Origin of the sequence: Tunturibacter gelidoferens, from assembly GCF_040358255.1 — a bacterium.
In the GTDB taxonomy this organism is placed as follows: domain Bacteria; phylum Acidobacteriota; class Terriglobia; order Terriglobales; family Acidobacteriaceae; genus Edaphobacter; species Edaphobacter gelidiferens.
The window spans coordinates 3882912-3902417 of sequence record NZ_CP132938.1 but is presented as its reverse complement, the minus strand read 5'-3'; the positions used below and the strand labels follow the sequence as shown (position 1 = coordinate 3902417).

Genomic DNA, 19506 nt, shown 5'->3' with positions numbered 1-19506 from the left:
TCGTCTCTACTCGGAATCCGCGACTACCAATGTGGCTCGCCGCAAAAGTGTGACTACACCGCGCCTGAGCCACGAAAAACTGCGGGAATCGTCTGAAACAGGATCTTGATATCAAGCCACACCGACCATTGATCGATGTAACGCATATCCAAAGCCATCCACTCGTCGAAGCTGATTGAGCTTCGCCCCATTACCTGCCACAAGCAAGTAATTCCGGGTTTGACGCTGAATCGTCTCCTGTGCCAGTCCTTCGAGAACCCTTCATAATCTCTCACTGGAAGTGGCCGCGGACCGACAAGACTCATGTCTCCAAGAAATACATTGATGAGTTGAGGAATCTCATCGAGACTCGACTTGCGCAGAAACTTACCCAACGGCGTAATACGAGGATCGTTCTTCAACTTGAAGGTCGGGCCGTTGGTCTCATTCAAATGCTCCACCTGAGCCATGAGCTTCTCGGCATCCACCACCATTGTTCTAAACTTTAAAATCTCAAAAGGTCGCTTGCCGTAACCAATTCTGGTCTGACGAAAGAAGACGGGTCCCTTCGAAGTCAACCGGATCAACGCCGCAACAGCGAGAAAGACCGGAGCCAGCGCCAGCAACAGCACCGCTGATACCACGGCATCGGTAAGCCGCTTTATCATGAAGCCCCATGCGTTCCACGACTCATCATGCAGAGTGATCGTGCCTACCCCTCGCTGCAGATACGCAGTTCGTTTCGTCTGTTCCTGGTCGAAAAACGTTCCAATGCTTCGCACTGCGATCCCGTGGTCGCGACACGAGGCGACGATCTCCGCTATCTGCTGATAGAACGACGCCAGTGGCAAAGCCACGATCACCTCGTCAACCGGAAGAGTTCGCAGCAGAGCCGGGATCGAATCCAACCCTCCCAGTAAAGCTCCTGTGTTGGACGCGACCGTCTCTTCAGACCACCATTGATCGTCAACGAAACCCTGAAGGTGGTAACCCCACTCCGGGTGAAGTGCTACATCCTGCGCAAACCCATGGGCCCGCCGATTCGTACCGACCACCAAAACATGGCGAAGGTTATAGCCCTTCGAACGGAACACTCGCGCTAGGGCTCGCCCGATAAGCCGCGTGGATACGAAGATGGCGAAGCTGATCAAGCCAAAGACCGCGCTGATCAAACCAATCTCTGCGATGCTGTGTCTCGAGTGCGAACACACCAACCATAGCCAGGCGCAGGAGGATAGCGCGCAAAGCATGCTCGCTATGCAAACATCCATGACCTCTCGAAAAAACCCATCCACTCTGCGAGATCGATAAAACTTATTCGACCGGAGAATTCCGTGCCATACTACCGCCAACACCAGGGTCGCAAGGAAGACCTGTATCGGATGACGGGTCTCCAGGGAGTCAAGAAATCCAAAAAAACGGTGGCCGGACGTAAAGGCATACGCACCGCCCAAACTGCCGAACAATAGACAAATGTCGCCAAATTCCACCAACTCTAGAAAGATCTTCCTGTTGGGTGGTGTCATAGGTCTAGCCCCTTTTCATTAACGCTGTAACGGAAGTTATGATGCGAAGCCGACAAGGGAAAAGCTGATTACCACACGTCACTAGGGTAACCAAAGGAACAGAACTCGACAATGAAGCGGACGGTCCGAGAAGGCCTTCTCATATTCGTCGGTAGCTCGCCTATCTCAACCTGCATAAGCAATTCTGGGGCCGGACTGAGAGAGAGGAAGCCAATCTGCCAAATAAAGGAACAACTCTGATAGAAGTGCCCCGCAAGCATCTCTTTCAGAGTGCGATGGCCGGGTTTGAGAGTTGCACTGCAGGGCTTTGCAGGTTTGGACTTGAAAATGCTAACAACCCGGGTAGCAGGCAGTCCGTTTGTCTGGACAAGGGAAGAAATCTCCCGGGAGAAAAGTAAATTGCTCATGACAAAGAAGTGATATTGCTAAAAAATTGCTACTTCCTTGGGAACTTTCGTTCCATTCGTACCTCGGCGGGTGCGCTTTGACCGGCTTCAACCGCGGTACAGAACTATAATGTTTATTGATAAAGCAGCTTCTTGCGTTCCGTGCGACGGAGAACTATGCAAAACGAAACGGGTATCCGTGATGTGTCCAGGCTGCTTGACCAGCTCTCTCTCTCGGAGAGTTCATCCAGCTTAGCCAATCGGTATCAGAATAACCGGCCATTTCCTTATCTCACGATCGATAACTTGTTCGATTCGGAGCAGCTCACGGCAGTGCTTGAAGAGATGTCCCACACCAAAAAATCGGATTGGGTACATCACAATACCCAAAACCTGGAAAAACTCGGGCAGAAGTCCGCAGCGGGGCTTGGACCAGCGGGATTTCAGCTGGTAGCTCTGCTTCACTCAGCTCCGTTCCTCTATCTCCTCTCCGAGATCACGGGAATCTGGAATCTCCTGCCTGACCCCTATATGCATGGGGCCGGCTACAGCATTATCCCGCCAAAGGGAAAGTTCGATGTTCACATCGACTCCAACGCCGACATTACCAGCGGGCTGATTCGCCGTCTGGCGCTTATCATCTATCTCAACCATGACTGGACCCCGGACTATGGCGGCCAACTCGAACTGTGGAACGAAGATGCCAGCCGTAAAGAGGCAGAGATTGAGCCCATCTTCAACAGAACGCTGCTCATGAAGATCTCCGAGACCTCCTACCACGGCATCAACCCAGTAGTAGAACCCAGCGGAAGATCACGTTACTCCTTCATGATCTACTACAACACCGCCGGGAGCATTCTCGGCAAAGAGATGGGTGTGCACAGCTCTCTGTACGCTCCGGATTGCTATCGACCGAAGCCCACGGTACGTAGTCTGGTTCGGAAGTGGACTCCTCCTGTCTTCTACGACTTCGTTCGTCAGAGGATACGGTAGCTCTCGCTTCGATCAAGTGGGATATCAAGCTCTGCGTTCTTGTCGGACGAAGTAAGTTCTTTGTTTTAAATCTTCAAGTTCTGACGAGTTTCACTTACGGCTGACAAGCAACGTCTCTCATCTGCATCTCACTCACTGTGCGTACGCTTGGCGATGTCGATGAGAGTATCTTCCTATCTCACTTGCATCATCTCTCCCCAGTGCGAAAGCGAAGCGACTACGTTACAGTGAAAATACAAAGAGATTTTTGAGGCCTGATGCGGATTCTGTTTCTACACAATAGATACATCTATCGAGGGGGAGAAGATGAATCTCGAGAGCAGGAGATCGCGATGCTTCGGTCGCGCGGAGAGGAAGTTAGCGATTACACGCTCGATAATGCCGAAATAAAACCCGAGAACTTAATCACTGTCGGTCTGCGTTCCGTCTGGAACACTAGAGAAGCCGATCGAGTGAAAGACCTGATTCGATCGACAAAGCCGGATCTCATGAAGGTGGATAATTTTTTTCCTCTCCTTTCACCGTCCGTCTTCGACGCCGCGAAGGCAATGGGTGTCCCAACCGCTCTTTCCGTCCGAAACTACCGGCTCATCTGCCCTTCCGCCAATCTTTTTCGCGACGGGCACGTATGTACTACATGCGTTGGCAGCAAAATTGCACTTGCAGCCATACAGCATCGTTGTTATCGGCAGAGCTATCTGCAGTCGGCTGCCGTCGTCGCCAGCAACGCGTACGCTCATCTCCGCGGCGTTTGGACAAACTCTGTCGATCGCTACATCGCGGTCAGCAGCTTCGTGAAGCAGCAGCTGGTCGCAGGTGGATTTCCTGAAGAGAGAATTATTGTGAAGCCGAACTTCATCTCGGATAGTGGCATTGGCGACGGTTCCGGCGGCTACGGTTTATATGTAGGCCGGCTGACTGAGGAGAAGGGTCTTCGCTCGCTTCTGAATGCGTGGCCCGACGTCCCGCCATCCGTCTCTTTGAAGATCATCGGCGACGGCCCCCTTGAGTCCCTCCTCCGTCAGGCATCGGAGGCTGATCCGAGGATCGAATACCTCGGACGGAAGTCGCTCGCAGAAGTATGCGAATATCTCGCCAAAGCAGCTTTCCTCGTCTTCCCGTCGGAGTGGTATGAGCCGTTCGGCCGCACCATCGTCGAGGCATATTGCAAAGGGACGCCAGTGATTGCCGCCTTGACCCCGCCGATGAAGGCGATGGTTGACGAAGGTGTAACTGGTCTCCTATACAACCGCACTGATAAGAAGGGTCTCGCCTCCGCGGTAAGCATCCTTATGGCAGACTCAGAGCGTCTGAATCTAATGCGGGAGCGGGCTCGAGCCAAGTACCTTGCTATCTACACTGAAGATCAAAATTATCGACAGCTTATGGATATCTTTCACCAATGTATTGACACCCATCATTCGCAGCTGGCGTAACAACGAAAATAGGTACCTTCCTGAGGTAGAGTCAGTCTTACAGCATGACCAACGTATCGATGAGTAACAAGATCTTCGACAAGAATGTAGTTTGAAAATTTGTTACACCATTTGAACAGATCGACGTCCGAAAGAAAGCTCCCTTGGGAGCAGTTACGTTACAGAGGTTCGAGGAGATCCATAAGTCCTGTGGTAGTATTCAAGAATAAATCTCTTATCTGCGCTGTAAGATTTTCAGCCCTCGAGTCTCAAGAGGGTGTTGCTCTTGAGCTAGCACAATTCATAGCATTCCCCCGATCAGTCAATTCCGTCCGAGGCGAATGCAAAAAAGGATTATTGCTATGAGTGCACTTCAGCCACATCCTTCTCTCTCCAAACATCAGCCTGCAGCATTAGGTACATTGTCCGAAGACGCTCTCTTCGGATCGAGCCCCTCCGAGTACGAGACGCTTTCCGGCGTACTCCGGGTTCTGCGCCGGCGATGGAAGACTGTCGTTCTCGTGGCGCTCGGTATCTTTCTTCTGGGCCTGCTGGTCTGCCTCTTGATGACGCCGAAGTATGCTTCCACGGCCATCATCGAAATCAACAAAGAAGATAACAGTGCCAATGTCTCGACCGACACGGGAGCTGCGTCGCCTACCGCCGATGAACTGAAGGCCGAGATAGAAACCGACATCAGCGTGCTCGAGAGTGATGGCATCGCGCTGGCCGTCATACGCGATCTCAATCTCACCCACATTCGTCCCTTCGACAAGGCTATCGTCGCCTCTGAGAAGGACAAGCCTCTCGATCAGGCGCCGCTCACCCGCGAAAAGTTGATCAAACGCTTCGCGAAGAGTCTCACGGTTGAGTCACCGCCGGACACGCGGCTCATCACAGTTACCTTCCAGAATCCGGACCCCGTCGTAGCCGCCAACGTCGCAAACGCTATCTCGCAGAAGTTCATCGAAAGCGCGATGGATCGCCGCCACAACTCGACGATTCAATCGTCGTTTTGGCTCCGCAAGCAGCTCGATGATCTGAAGAAACAGGTCGAAGAATCCGAACAGAAGTTGGCTGATTACCAGAGACAATCCGGCCTGGCGGGCGTTCAACTCTCCGGTGGTGGTCCCGGCGATAATGCGGCCAGTGTTGGTGTGTCACCTCATAGCACCGTCACCGATCGACTCTTCGGCCTCAACCAGGAGCTCACCACCGCAGAATCCAATCGCATCTCTGCGGAGACCGTCTTCCACCTCGTCCAGTCGCAGGATCCTGAGGTTGTACTTGGCCTTGGCTCGATGAGCGTCTCAGGCGGTGGTGGAGGCGCGCTGACAGCAGACGGCGGAATTCAACTCGTCCGCTCCCTCAGGACCCAGGAGGCTGAGCTCGCTCAGGAGTACGCAGGGGCAGCGGTCAAGTACGGCGCCAATAATCCGCGTCTCGCGCAAACCCAGCAGCAGCTCGATGCCGTTCGCCAGCAGATGCACGCCGAACTGGCCCGCATCAGCAAGCGCGCAGAGAACTCCTACCTCTACGCAAAGCAGAACGAAGACACCATCCGGCAACAGTTCGTCAAGCAGCAGTCCGCCGCAAATGAGATGGCTGACTCCACCGTCCATCTCCAGGTCCTGGCCCAGGAAGCGAACTCCAATCGAACTCTCTACGAGAACCTCTTCTCGAAGCTGCAGACTGCAAGCCTGGCCTCTGGCGTTCGCGCCACCCGCATCGATATCGCCGATCAGGCCCGGCCCGCCGGCACTCCGGCCGTACCGAACTATCTGAAGTATCTATCTCTGATCGCCGGCATAGGAATGTTCTTCGGTATCTCTTCCGCCTTTCTGCGCGAGAGTCTTGATGAGACAGTACGCAGACCGCGTGATCTGCAGGGGGTCGCTGGCCTTCGCATGCTTGGCTATGTCCCCAGAATGCAGACCAAGAGTCTGCTGACCGCGTCAGGTGGAGATAGCAAGCTGATCGACGCTCCAAAGGCTCCTTTCTCCGAGGCCTTTCGCGTCATTCGAACCTCCATCCTGCGTGCCCTCCCATCCATCGGCTCCAGGACGCTGCTCGTCACAAGCGCCGCAGGCCGCGACGGCAAGACAACGGCGGTCTACAACCTTGGAGTGGCCTTCGCGCAGCAGGGCGCACGTGTTCTGCTGCTTGATTGCGATCTTCGCAACCCGGATCTGCACCGCCTCTTCGGATGCGCGATCTCTCCCGGTGTAAGCGACCTCGAAGACCCAGTCACCAAAGCGGAAGTTCTCGGCGTCGTACGGCACACCTCGCTCCCCAACCTCTTCATGCTCCCCGCCGGACGCCCCCCCGAGTTCCCCGCGGAGTTCTTCGAATCGCAAACCTTCGACGCTCTCCTGCGAGTCTGCGCCGCCGACTATGACTACGTTCTGATCGACAGTCCCCCAATCCTGTCGGTCACAGACACCGCCATCATCGCCAGCAAGGTTGGCGGCACCATCGCAGTAGTACGCTCACGCAGCACAACCCAGTCCGTGCTCTCCAGCCTGATCGACAGCCTCCATCACGCCAACACGCCTGTCCTGGGTGTTGTGTTGAACGATGTTCGCAATCCGACAGCTGACGGATTTCACGGCTACAGCTACTCCAGACAAGAGGAAGGTCAGGTTCATGCGACTATCTAGTCTTTATGGAAAAATGGTTCTTGCACCGGTATTTCTAGGCGCTCTCGCGTTCTCATCGCCTACCGCCCACGCTCAGCTTGCCCCACAAAAGGTAGGAGGGACCAGCACCTTCGACGGTCCCGGAGCCGGCGACACGGAACCGACCACCAGAAGAAGATTGACAACCCTGACGGTGGTTCCCGAGGACTTCTCCGGGCTGCAGCTCGCGCCGGGCTTTCTTCTCAGCATGGAAGTGTATGACGCTCCCGAGCTATCCACCGACGTTCGCATCGACACCCATGGAGACATCACCCTCCCCATGATCGGATCAATCCACGTGGCAGGTCAGACCATGACCGAAGCTGCCGCCGCGATCGAGACGCGTCTTAAAGACGGCAAGATCCTCAACAATCCGCAGGTCAATCTGAACGTCAGCCAATACGCAGGCTCGAACGTCAGTGTTCTGGGCGAAGTACACAATCCCGGACGAATCGAGTTGCTCGCACCGCACAGCCTCGAGGACATCATCGCCCTCGCCGGCGGCGAAACCCAATTGGCTGGAAACGCCATCGAGATCCGTCACCCCGAAGGCGTCAATCCGCAGAAAGAGATGGTCCACTACTCGCGGAGCTCTGACGACATGACCCTGGTGGATACAAAGGTTCGCCCCGGGGACACGGTCACGGTGCGGCGCGCCGGTGTTGTCTACGTCCTTGGCGGTGTCAACAGGCCAGGAGGTTACATCATGCAGGAGGGAGGCGAACTCAATCTCACCCAGGCTCTCTCCCTCGCCTACGGAACGACCATCAACGCCGCGGTTGGCTCCATGCGGCTGATCCGCAAGATGCCGGACGGCCAGGTTCAGGAGACTGCCCTCGCATACAGAGACATCGAGAAGGGAAAGATCCCCCCACCCCGGCTGCAGGCGGAAGACCTGATCTATGTGCCGATCAGCAAGACGAAGACAGTTTTGACAAGCGGACTCTTCGCAAGTACGTCGCAGGCCGCCCTCTACGTCTATCACTAGGACTCTCTTGCCGAGTTCAGCCGCCATTTTGCTTCGCAACCAGCTGACGCCGGCATATCGTTATCTCAGCTCTGCGACTGTATATCGAGCCGAAAACCCGATCACTCGTTTCTAATGCAGACTGACACTGGCGCTACCGGTTTTCGAACAGGATGGAAGTCTCTATGACGGCAGATCAACCCTACCCATTGCAAAGGCAGAACCCCCTTCTGTACTGGGCGACGTTGATCTACCTCGTCGGCGTACCGAACTTCATTCATTTCGACGTAACCGGCCGAACGCACGCGCAAGGGCTGTTCAACCTGACATCTCTCAGCGCAATGCTGATCACCTTCCTGTCGAGTTACGTTCTCGTTGTCGTCGTAATCCTGGGGCGTCGCCCGCTACTGTGCCGCAAAGTGAACATTGGCAACTGGCTCTGGATCGTCCTCGTCCTCCAGATGCTTTTGTCCACAGCCCTTCAGCCCGTCAGTCGCCTCACACCACCCGCCTACAGCGATATCCTCATCAGTCTGTACCGCATGTACGAGTGGGTTCTTGCCTTCGCTCTTGTCCTCGCGCTCTACACCCGCACTCCCGCAGATCGTAGAACGGAACTGATGGCTCACCTGATCGGCCGTGTCGCCTGGATATGGATCGCAATGACCTACATCGTCCTTCCGTTCATGCCGTCACAAGTCTACGGCGGCGCCGGCGAAGGAGAGATGACCAGTGCGCACGCACAGCTCGGCGGCGAATTTCTGTCTCCGTCCTACCTCGCCACACTCTCTGTTGCGGCTTTCTTCTACGCTCTTTTCTTCTTCCCTCGCGGCCTCATCAGATTTTGCGGGTGCGTCCTCGCCTTTGTGACCCTAGTCCTGGCTCGTACGCGCATCGAGCAGCTTAGCTTCCTGATCCTGATTCTTCTCTACGCCATCTTTTTCTCAGGTAAGTTCGTTTTACGAATCGGCACGATCATCTCCACGGCGGTTCTGGGAGCACTCGGTATTCTGTTTCGAAGCACAATCATCGAGTATGTCTCTCGAGGCCAAAACGCCAACTCACTGGCCACGCTGAACGACAGAACTCGCGTCTGGCAATCAGCCATCGAAGCAATCCGTGACAGGCCAGTCCTCGGATACGGCTACGTCGTGGGCGCCAAAAACGCGCTCCGCGATCATTGGATCTACACCCACTGGATTCCGCCACACGCACATAATGAGTATCTCCACGCCTTTGTGAGTGGTGGGATTCTCGCGGCTATTCTGGCCCTCTGTATCTACGGCCTCGCCCTCTGGACAGGTTTCAGAACCGCATACCGCGGTCTCCATCAGGTCTTCTTCCTGTTCTTGATGATCCTCTTCACGGTCAGATCTCTCGGAGGTCCAAACCTCACCTACATTTACACCAGACCAGGTGCCATTTTTCTGCTCACATTCATAGGGCTCGTGGGTGGCGTAGATAAACTATCACCACGGAAGCTCAAGAAAAAGTCGCGACCTCTCAGTCACTCCATACCTCAGGAAGTGGGCGCATAGAAGCTTTCCTGTGCCGGTGATATCGTTAACCCAATTCATGGATTCAACAAGAGCATTCGGCTGTTGCCTTTGGATATCTCCTGATGACCAGGGCGCCCCGGCGTTGTTTTCGCAAGCTATAAACGTACGCAGAGGATCCATTGCGCACTGAAACTTCTGAAATCAAGCAGACTTTCTTGTCTCGATCCCTCGCCCGGATCGGCGGCGGCCGGACGCCTGCTGCACTCTTCGACCAGGGGCTGGTCAGCGGTGCAAACTTTATCACCAACGTTCTTCTCGCCCGCGCCTTCGGGGTTCGCGACTACGGTGTCTTTGCCCTCGGATGGGTAGCCGTATTGTTTGCTAACAGCCTCCAGTACGCAATGATTGTGACACCCATGATGAGCGTCGGGCCGAAACAGGAGCCGGAAGACCGCCCCGCGTACTATGGCTCGGTTCTTATACAGGAGCTTGCCTTCAGTCTGCTGGTGGCATTCGTCATGTTTCTCTGCGTATGGGGCTCCACAAAATTCTTTCCGCAATGGGGCGTGGGAGGTTTGGCGCTTCCGCTTAGCGGTGCAACGATCGCCTACCTGCTTCAGGAGTTCCTCCGCCGCTACTTCTTCTGCACCCGTCAAAGCAAGCGGGCTCTCGTCACCGATATCGTGAGCTACCTCACTCAGGTGCCAATCATCTTCTGGATCTCGCGCCACCACGGCGCAAAGCTGTCCACCATGCTCTGGATCATCGCCGCAACCTCATTCGCAGGATTCGTCACGTGCCTCCGCTGGTACGAGTCCGTCACCTTCAGTCGTCACGCTCTTCGAACCGTCTTTCTCAGGCACTGGCGCATGTCTCGATGGCTCGCACCTTCGGCCTTTATGCAGTGGGGAGCGGGCAATCTCTTTCAGATGGCGGCTCCGATCTACTACGGTGCGGCAGCCTCGGCAATTCTGCGCGCCGCACAGAACATCGTCGGCGTCGCCCACGTCTGGTTTCTCGGCTTGGATAATGTCGTACCCTCCGAGGCAGCCCGGCAGATGCGCCTTGGCGGTGTCGACGGCATGTTGCGTTACATCAAGCGGATCTCCCTCCAGTGGGGCGCCGTAACCCTGGCCTTCACAGGCATCGTGGCATGCTTTCCTACCTTCTGGCTGAAGCTCGCTTATGGAACGAAGTACTCCTCCGACGGCTTTGTGCTCCGTCTATACGCATTCATGTACTTGATCATCTTCGTCTCGGGCCCCTTGCGCTACGGTCTGCAGGCGCTCGAGTACACCGCCCCCATCTTCTGGACCTATCCGGTACTGATCGCATTCTCCGCAGCATTAGCCGGACCCCTCGCTCGACAACTTGGGTTGAACGGAGTCATGTTGGGCATGTGTGCGAGTCAGGTGATCTTTCAGGGACTCGTCGGGGTCGCGTTTTGGTTTAGAGTTCGAAAGCTCCGTCGCGAAGCCGCGTTAGAGAATACCGGAACGCTCCATCCAAGCTGAAGTCGACTCGACACGACTAGCGCGGGTGGAGCGACGACTCCTCCGCTTCAAGAACGGCAATATCTTCAGCCGTATACGTACTTCGAATCTGCTCGTCATTACGAGCAAGCAGAACATTGCTGTGGTAAAGCCCGCTGCCCTGCGTTCCGGGAACGAACGGAAATCTCAGCGGACGATTCCATATCTGGCGTGTCTTCATGCCCGCACGCAGCGCGTTCACATGCAGCCACACGTCGTCCGCCTTCGGGCAAAGCTGCATAAACTCGGCGCCGGCCAGTTTGAGTCTCTTCAACAACGACATCGGATAGATGCACCCGGATACTCCCGTACCAAAGTGAAGGAAGCCCGCCTCCGACGATCTGCATGATTCCCACGTCTGATAGGGCGTGATGGCTCCATTCCCAAGCCCGATCCGGTGAGCTCGATAGCAGTTCACTCCCTCCGGATTCTCGCGATGCGCTCGAACCAGACCCTCCAGCCACCATCTGCTGTACAGCAAGTCGTCATCCGCGGTCACCAGCGGTACATCGAACGTATCGGTAGACAAAAGGTAAGGATAATATTTGGTGTGCGGACCGAAGTTCTCGGTGAGATAGATCTCCAGTCCTCTCTCCACCAGCCTCTTCAGTCCGGCAGATCGATTCGCAAATCCTTCGGCACTATCCACCCACAAAATCAGCCTCGAAGGCAGAACAGAGCCTGCTGCGATTGATTCCAGCGCCAGGTGAACCGTACTCAGCCGCTCGCCGTAGGTGGTGACGGACACCACCGGCCCGCCCGCTGCCACTACACGCTCTTTCGAGTGTTCGTTGCGAGAAGTCAGTCGCCTCAGTTGAAACTTCGTAACCTTCGTCTCATTTCTCAAAAAGAAAAGCCACGCCTCAACGACGCGACTCGACACGTCACTCTTCGCCGCGCGTAGATTCAACGAGCGCCTCCTGAAAGATAGTGAAGTAAACACAAGCTCCAGAGAACCTGCCCATCCGGCGCACATGGAACAGTCGCGAGGTTATTCCGTTTACCCGCATCGATCTTGTGCAACTCAACCTTCACGTTGTCTCCCCACAAGCTCCGTATACAACTGTTCAGCTGCAGCCGCGCGCGAGGTCCACGTGTTCGTCCTAGCGAACTCCCAGCTCGCTCGAGACATCGCATTCTTTTCCTCGACACTCAGAGACGCGAATCGATCGATCGCAGCAGCAAGACCGCAGACAACTTCAGCCGGAGTCGTCACGGGTACCTTGATGCCGGCCTCCTCAGGCACAACGTCGCGCGCTCCATGCAGGTCCAGCGTAATCACCGGAAGACCAAGCGCCATCGCCTCCAGCAACTGCACTCCGGAGGTCTCACGAAGGCTCGTAAACAAAAGCACGTCATGTTCCAAGTAAGCCGCTCGAACCTCTTCCCACGTTAGTCGTCGTCCAGCCCAGTGCACCCGGTCACTCAACCCCCGCTCAGCGATCATCTGTCTCACCGTCGCCTCTGCGAGTCCGTTGCCAACGATCGTAAGCGTCCAGTCATGTTGGACCTTTGCCAGTGCATCGAGCGCCATCGGAAGCGCCTTTCTCGGCAAAATCCTTCCTACCCAGATCAGGCGGACCGGACCAGCATCCGGGTTGAAATTCCTTGGCCCTTGCGCGAGATAGTCCGTCCCGACTCCGTTGTCGAACTGAAGCCTCACTTCCGATCGCCCCATCTTTTTTATAAGTCGCAAGGTATCTTCATTCGCTGCAAGCACCGTGCTCATCTTCCCGAGCCATCGTCTATGCAACGGAGAGTAGGGAAGTGCCTTCGTCAACAGCGTGCGGCTCTCCTCCGACCGCCTGCTCGATCCGAAGTATCCCAGCATACTTGCGGGTGCCGTCTGACCTCCACCCACCGGTCCGAACACAGTCGGAATGCCTAACCGCCAAAGCTGCGTCGGCACATGAATACTCGTGTACGTCACGTGATGCACCAGATCGAAGCGGCGTTGACGATTCAAAGACCTCGCAACTCCAACCGCGAACATCTGCCAGAGGGCATAGTGCATCCCGGTTCCAGGTTTGAACAGCTTCGTTGGAACTGTGACATAACCAAAGGCAACATTCGCATTCGGGTGATCCCGTCGGTAAGCTTCAATCTCTTCGCGCCCTTCACCACGAGTCAGAACCGTCACGTTGATTCCACGTTCTGCCAGATGCTTCGCCCAGTTCCAGCCGTTGCCAGGTTCAGAGCCGGAGTTCGGCATGCACGCATAAGCCGACAGCAGAACATTCATTCGAAGCAGACCTCTCTATCAACTTAGATGTCTTTTTACGTTGTTTGTATAATCGAGGAACCTGCTCGATAGGAGGCAATTGCATCTACAGGAACAGTTTACCGAGAACTGCATCGTTGTTGTTAAAAATGAGAAGGCAACAGTTCCTCAACCTTCCATCCTGATCGTACTTTTACTCGAGGAGACGCGATGAAGAGGCCCCTGGCATTGTTCCTGCTGCTCTTTCTCACAGGCATGTGCGCACAGGCCGCAACTTATACCGCCACTGCAACACACCTCACCATGCATGCCGGCGACCCTCTCCCTCCCCTGATCTTCAAGTTGTCGTCTTACTCCGGACCCTACGCTGCTCTCTTCAAAGGCCAGCCGAAACTAAGCACCTCCGCGACCTCGAGTTCTCCCCCAGGTAACTACCCCATCAAAATCGCCGCTGGCTCCATGACGACCGTCAATCGAGCGGACAGTCTTACGTTTGTCGACGGAACCCTTGCGATAATCCCCGCCGATGGAATCGGAGCGCGCCTCACAAACAACATCGTCTACCCTCCAGGCTTCACCAGCGCCGCCGCATTTCCCATCATCGACGTCACACACAACCCGATCGCGAATCTCGTAGGCGATGGCGTCACCGACAATACCGCGGGCCTCCAGAAGTTATTTGCATTTGGCAGGGGAGCGGCACAGAGCAAGGTCACCACCTCCGTAAGCGGCAACACCTATACCGTGACTCAGGTCGGAGAATCGGTCTTCACCGGACTCGCGCCAGGCTCTCCTATCCGGATAGCAGGCGTGATCTACACCATCGCGGCCGTGCTTGATCCACAACATCTCACCCTCACAACAAATCCCGGCACACTCTCCAACGTCGCCGCTCGACTCCCACCCGACGTAGTCAGCACCAGCGGAACGACGGTAACAGCGACCAGCGGTCCAACCTTCGCAGCATTGAAGCCAAACGCGAGCCTTCAAATCGGCAGCGCCTTCTACAAGGTCGCCTCTGTCACAGACGCAACGCACCTCGAACTCACCACAACCCCACCCTCGCTCAAAAATGTGGATATGTACTACGGCGCAGCCGCAGGCGGCCAGCTGGGGGCACTTCCGATGTTCCTCTACTTCCCCCCGGGTGTGTATCTCGCAAGCGACACCATCATTCCCTACGGCAACTACTGGTCGATCTACGGAGCGGGTGCTCAAACCTCAATCATCAAACTGGCGCCAAACTCCTCCGCCTTCAATACAGGCACATCGCCGGCGCAGTTCTTCAGTCCGCTCAGCGTCAACAAGAACGACAACTTCCACATCTTTATTCAAAACATGGGCTTCGAGTCCGGCGTCGGAAATCCCAATGTTGAAATATTCACAACTCAGGTAAACAACATCGGCGCCATCAGAAACGTTCAGGTCTGGTCCGACGATTCGAACTGCGTCAACGCTCTCAACATTCGCCGCGCCTACCCCGGTCCCGGAATGATGCGCAACGTGGCCGTCTATGGATGTCAGAACGGTATCTACAGCAATCAGCAGGAGTACAACTTCACCTTCGAAGACATCACTCTTGAAGGACAGACTGTCGCAGGAATCGGCAGCATGAACATGAAGTTCAGCATCCGTCACCTCCTCAGTGACAACACGGTCCCCGCACTTCAAGCTGAGCTCTTTCACGCCAACACCACCATCATGGATTCGGAACTCTTCGGAGACAACTCCACCGGCATCGGTCTGCAGAATGGCAAAGAGAACGGCCAGCAGGGTTGTCACCTCTACACTCGAAACGTAAAAGTCGTTGGCTACGCAACCTCAGAGGCAGACTACTGCGTCACTCCCTCCAAAACCTACAAGGGCGACTTGGCAGAGACTTGGTCGGGCGAAGCTCAGACCGTGTTCGATCAGACCGCCCCTCCGGCATCTCTTCATCTTCCAGAATCCGAGACGCCTCAGCCCAATGACCCCGATCCACGCACATGGACGATGCTGGGGACCTCTCCTGCAACCTGGGCAGCCATTATCTCCGGATCGAAATCTCCGACCGTCTACGCGCCTCCAGGCCAATATGGAGGCAATGGCGCATACGCAATCACAGTTCCTGACACGGTCAATCATCTCCAGTTTTTTAACGCCATGCCGACCCCGGGGCGCACCTACACCATCAATCTCACAATCGCAGGTTCTTCGAAGACTCCCTTGATCATCGAAGGCTGCCCCAACAACGCCTGCGTCATCACTCACACAGGATCAAGAACTCTGGTCCTGATCGACGACAACACCTACAACTATTCGACTGCGGCAGGTGCCGGCAATCTTTACATCGATGACGTTATCCTCGGCTCCAACAATAATCCGGAAAATACGGTCACGTTCTATCCTGGCCAGCATATCTGGGCGCGGCAGCTCGATGAAGAGCCTGCTCGCGCGGACAAGATAACCTGTAATGGCTGCACACTTTGGATTCTCGGCTACAAAACCGAACACAACGGCACCGACATCGTAGCTACTAACGCCCAGATCGAGCTCTTCGGATTTTTTTACTACAAGCTCTCCCTCGCCGCCCCCGATTCAACAACCATGCAGATCACCGATTCGAGCCTCTTCGCCACCGGCTATGAAAACATCAACATCGCCGGTTACGGAGCGCCGAACTGGGTCATCGAAACTCGAAACGGCACAACCTCACATCTCGTCGCTCCCGGTGTCAACAGCCCTCAACACCTCCACGTCTTCTATTCCTACGGTGGGAAAAAAGCATCAACCACTCCCGTCCGAAAGTTCCACAACACAATCCAGAACTTCTAACTCCCCACCCACCATCGACATCGACATCACAAATCAGGTAGTGCAGTCGAGAGGCTTCGACAGGGCTCAAGCAACTATTTGCCTTTACTTCGCTTCAGAGCATGTCAAGCCAAAGCCACGCCACGAACTACGTCTAGGAGGCTAAGGATTGCGCATCATCCACATGATTCCAGGAACCGCTGACCCGAATTCGGCCAATGGAGTTAACAAAGTCGTGCACTGGCTTGCAACCAACATGGTTGCCCAGGGTCACGAGTGCGAGGTCTGGATCTTACTTCCAACTGAGGAGCATTCCAATCACGCACGCACCTACAAGCTCGTTCCTTTTCCTGGGAGCAGATCGCAACTCGGGCTCACCAAAGATCTCCACGCCGCCCTGTCGGATCTGCCTGAAGGCACATGGGTGCAGTTGCACTCTGTTTTTGTTCCGCAACTCACATCCGCCGCAAAGCTACTGCACAAAAGAAAGATACAATTCGGCATCACGCCGCACGGAGGTTATCTCTCCGACCGCAGCGGTCGATCCATCGCCGGCCGAATCCGGAAGCGACTCTATCTCTCCGCGTGGGAAGGCTGGACTCTACGAAACGCCTCCCTGATACACGCCATAGGCCAGACCGAAGTGGACGATCTCAAATCTAGATTCTCTTCGCTCCATCAGATCGCTCTCATTCCGAATGGCTTCGAACTGCCCAACCATGAGACTGCCAGCCAGCCCGGCCTCGAGAGCCGTTCTGACACCGAGATCATCAAGCCCACCATCACTTACTGCGGAAGAATGGTGATCTTCCAAAAGGGCTTGGACATCCTTCTAGAAGGATTCGCAGCATACCGGAAATTAGGAGGCACGCTCAACTTGACCATGGTTGGCGATGGCCCTGACCGACCTCAGCTAGAGGCGCTCGCGAAAGAACATGGCATCGTCGAATCCATCACCTGGACAGGGCAAATCTTCGGAGCGCCTCTTCGCAACATTCTTAGCGGCTCGACGTTCTTCGTTCACTCCTCCCGCTTCGACGTAATCCCCACGGCATGCCTTGAGGCCGCTTCATGCGGCGTTCCACTGATCGTCTCCGAAGAGACCAACCTCGCCGACTTCGTCCGGCACTCCAGCTCCGGACTGGTCCTTACTCCAAATACTCCCACTCGACTAGCCGAGCTCTTAGCAGAAGCAGAGAGACTTGGAGTCACTGAACGCACCCGCATGGGCGCCTCGGCGAAATTGATGATCGATCGAGATTTCACCTGGAGCGAGATCTCTCGCCATCTAGTCCTCGCAATCGAGCACGCAACTCACCCGTAGCGCGAGAAGGACGCTGCTTCATAAAAGTCAAAACAAATCTCAAGCCCAAAATTCAGCTCTTCAAAAAATATTGTTGCCACGCAACTTGGTCTCATCGAAGAAGTTCAGCCGTAATCTTCATAGGATGTACACCTTAGTACCATTGTGATGGCTGGGGAAGTATGCAACTATTTGCGTATGAGAAAATGCCCTCCCCCTCCCCAATTTCTCCATGAGATCTCTGCGTCCAGCGGAGGCCATCGAACGCCCTCAACCTTTCGCGCTGCGATAAGCGCCATCAGCCTGCTATGCATTGTGATTTTGGCGGGTTGCTCCGGACAGACCATCCCCGTCGAGGAAGGCGGCACCGCCGCGGTGCAGCCTGCCTTGTCAGGCGCAAACCTGAACAAGGGCCCTCTATCGTTTCCCACAGGCTTTATGACCTCGGTTAAAACATACGGTGCCGTCGGTGACGGCGTAACCGATGACACCGCGGCCATTCAGAAGGCTCTCTCCGACGGACGATCCAACGCTTCCGGCGACTACTACGGAGTGCCAAAGGCGTTGTACTTCCCGCCAGGAACCTACCTCGTTAGCAACACTCTTCAGTGGGTCGGATGCTGTGTCACACTGCAGGGATCGGGTTCGTCGAGCAGCATCATTCGCCTCGCCCCCGACTCCGGCGGCTTCAACAACACGTCAGCTCCAAAGCCGATGATCCTTACGCCGCTCGGAAACCAGTCCTTCCGTCAGAACGTTTGGGATCTTGGTCTCACGATCGGCTCCGGTAACCCAGGCGCCACCGCCATTACCTATGTCTCCAACAACATCGGCTCGATCCACAACGTCTTCGTCAAGAGCGAAGACGGAAAGGGGCATGCTGGTATCGATCTCACGCAGCACTACGCCGGCCCTCTGATGATCCGCAACACGGAGATACAGGGCTTCGACGTAGGCATCGATCTTCAAAACGCCGAGTACAGTGCCACCATGGAAGGCATCACCCTCACGAGCCAAAACATCGCCGGTATTCGCAACAGCAATCAACTGATCAATATTCGCGGTCTCACCAGCACCAACAAAGTTCCAGCCATCACCAACTCCGGAGGGTTCGTCGTTCTGCTCGACGGCACCCTCTCCGGCGGCGTGGCAACAGTTCCCGCAATCGAGACCGACAACACGATGTTCGTGCGAAATGTATCCTCAAGCGGATACGAAGCGACCTTGCAGGACACGAGCACCTCCACCCCAACTCTCCACAAAGGTACCCTCACGCATCTCGTAGTCGGCACGCCCTCAACGCTCACAGGAACCGCATCCTCAACCAACGGTCTCGATCTGGCCGTTCAAGAGACGCCCTCCTTCACTAGTACAAGCCTGTCCGATTGGGCCGTCTTCACTCCTAAGTGGTACGGGGATACCTCCGGTCTTCAGACCGTTCTCAACAGCGGCAAGCACACCGTTTACTTCCCATTTGCCGCATACTTTTCCTACAACGAAGCCGACGTCACCGTGCCCGATACTGTCGATCGAATCGTCGGCTTCTCCTCCGTCGTCAACACAGGCGCCGGAACAAACGGCGGCGGCATTCGCTTCGTCGTCACCAGCAACAGCACTCAGCCGCTCATCATCGAGCAGTTCGGCTACGGAATCAAGATCGATCATCGCGGTAGCCGCCCCGTCGTTCTCAAGGACGCATTCATCACTAACTACGCGAGCTACCCCGGCGCCGGGAAGCTCTTTCTTGAGGACATCGGCATCAACAGCTTCAACATCCAGAAGGGGCAGCAGGCCTTTGTGCGACAACTCGACAACGAGATCTTAGCAACCAAGATCTCGAATCTGGGCGGCTCCCTCTGGATTCTAGGCCTCAAGACCGAGAAGGCAGGCACAGTCATCAACACTGCCAGCGGTGGTCAGACAGAGCTTCTCGGAGGCCTTATCTATCCAGCCGTACCTGTGTCCTCTAGCCAACCCGCGTTCATCTCAACAGACGCCCAGACATCCTACATCTACAAAGAATCCGTCTACTGCTTAGGTTGCGGATACTCCATCCAGGTGCAGGAGACGCGCTCCGGCGTTACACAGGAAATCACCTCACCGAACAACAAATCATTTCGAATGCCGCTCTTCGTTGGTTACAAATAGGAAAGGCACAAAGGAGTGCTGTCGAACCGCGCAACCGGTCGACAGCCTCCGTCTACTTTCGTATAC

At 55.4% G+C, this 19506-nt stretch carries 12 protein-coding genes; 9 read left to right on the top strand and 3 right to left on the bottom strand.

Annotation, left to right across the window (positions count from 1 at the left end; genetic code table 11):
- Positions 1–53: 53 nt before the first annotated feature.
- Positions 54–1505, bottom strand: a complete 1452-nt coding sequence (locus RBB81_RS17050) for a sugar transferase (RefSeq protein WP_353071464.1) — start codon at positions 1503–1505, stop codon at positions 54–56.
- A 563-nt stretch (positions 1506–2068) separates the two neighbouring features.
- On the opposite strand from RBB81_RS17050, the gene RBB81_RS17045 reads away from it, so the two are divergent.
- From RBB81_RS17045 to RBB81_RS17020, 6 genes are all read left to right on the top strand, one after another.
- A complete protein-coding gene (locus RBB81_RS17045; protein ID WP_179584048.1) occupies positions 2069–2884 on the top strand; it encodes a 2OG-Fe(II) oxygenase in 816 nt (271 codons plus the stop codon).
- A gap of 332 nt (positions 2885–3216) precedes the next feature.
- Positions 3217–4320 (top strand): glycosyltransferase, encoded by a 1104-nt coding sequence (locus tag RBB81_RS17040; protein ID WP_353071463.1) that lies wholly within the window; start codon positions 3217–3219, stop codon positions 4318–4320.
- 341 nt (positions 4321–4661) lie between these two features.
- On the top strand, positions 4662–6959 hold the full coding sequence (locus RBB81_RS17035; RefSeq protein WP_179584044.1) for a GumC family protein: 2298 nt from the start codon (positions 4662–4664) through the stop codon (positions 6957–6959).
- Positions 6946–7965 carry a polysaccharide biosynthesis/export family protein gene (locus RBB81_RS17030; RefSeq protein ID WP_179584042.1) on the top strand — a complete coding sequence of 340 codons (1020 nt, stop codon included), beginning with the start codon at positions 6946–6948 and terminating at the stop codon, positions 7963–7965. The genes RBB81_RS17035 and RBB81_RS17030 overlap by 14 nt, the downstream gene beginning before the upstream one ends.
- 164 nt (positions 7966–8129) lie before the next feature.
- Positions 8130–9482: an O-antigen ligase family protein gene (locus RBB81_RS17025; RefSeq protein ID WP_183788039.1), complete on the top strand. Its 1353-nt coding sequence runs from the start codon at positions 8130–8132 to the stop codon at positions 9480–9482.
- Positions 9483–9658: 176 nt separating this feature from the next.
- Positions 9659–10957 (top strand): lipopolysaccharide biosynthesis protein, encoded by a 1299-nt coding sequence (locus tag RBB81_RS17020; RefSeq protein ID WP_179584038.1) that lies wholly within the window; start codon positions 9659–9661, stop codon positions 10955–10957.
- A gap of 16 nt (positions 10958–10973) precedes the next feature.
- Here the strand turns inward: RBB81_RS17020 and RBB81_RS17015 are convergent, their stop codons facing one another.
- Positions 10974–11885, bottom strand: coding sequence for a hypothetical protein (locus RBB81_RS17015; RefSeq protein WP_353071462.1), 912 nt, complete (start codon positions 11883–11885; stop codon positions 10974–10976).
- Between the two features lie 114 nt (positions 11886–11999).
- A complete protein-coding gene (locus tag RBB81_RS17010) occupies positions 12000–13217 on the bottom strand; it encodes a glycosyltransferase family 4 protein (protein ID WP_353071461.1) in 1218 nt (405 codons plus the stop codon).
- Positions 13218–13406: 189 nt separating this feature from the next.
- On the opposite strand from RBB81_RS17010, the gene RBB81_RS17005 reads away from it, so the two are divergent.
- The 3 genes from RBB81_RS17005 (at position 13407) to RBB81_RS16995 (ending at position 19440) form a co-directional block, all read left to right on the top strand.
- On the top strand, positions 13407–16010 hold the full coding sequence (locus RBB81_RS17005) for a glycosyl hydrolase family 28-related protein (RefSeq protein ID WP_353071460.1): 2604 nt from the start codon (positions 13407–13409) through the stop codon (positions 16008–16010).
- A 148-nt stretch (positions 16011–16158) separates the two neighbouring features.
- Positions 16159–17313: a glycosyltransferase family 4 protein gene (locus tag RBB81_RS17000; RefSeq protein ID WP_353071459.1), complete on the top strand. Its 1155-nt coding sequence runs from the start codon at positions 16159–16161 to the stop codon at positions 17311–17313.
- Between the two features lie 294 nt (positions 17314–17607).
- Positions 17608–19440, top strand: a complete 1833-nt coding sequence (locus RBB81_RS16995) for a glycoside hydrolase family 55 protein (protein WP_353071458.1) — start codon at positions 17608–17610, stop codon at positions 19438–19440.
- Positions 19441–19506: the final 66 nt, after the last annotated feature.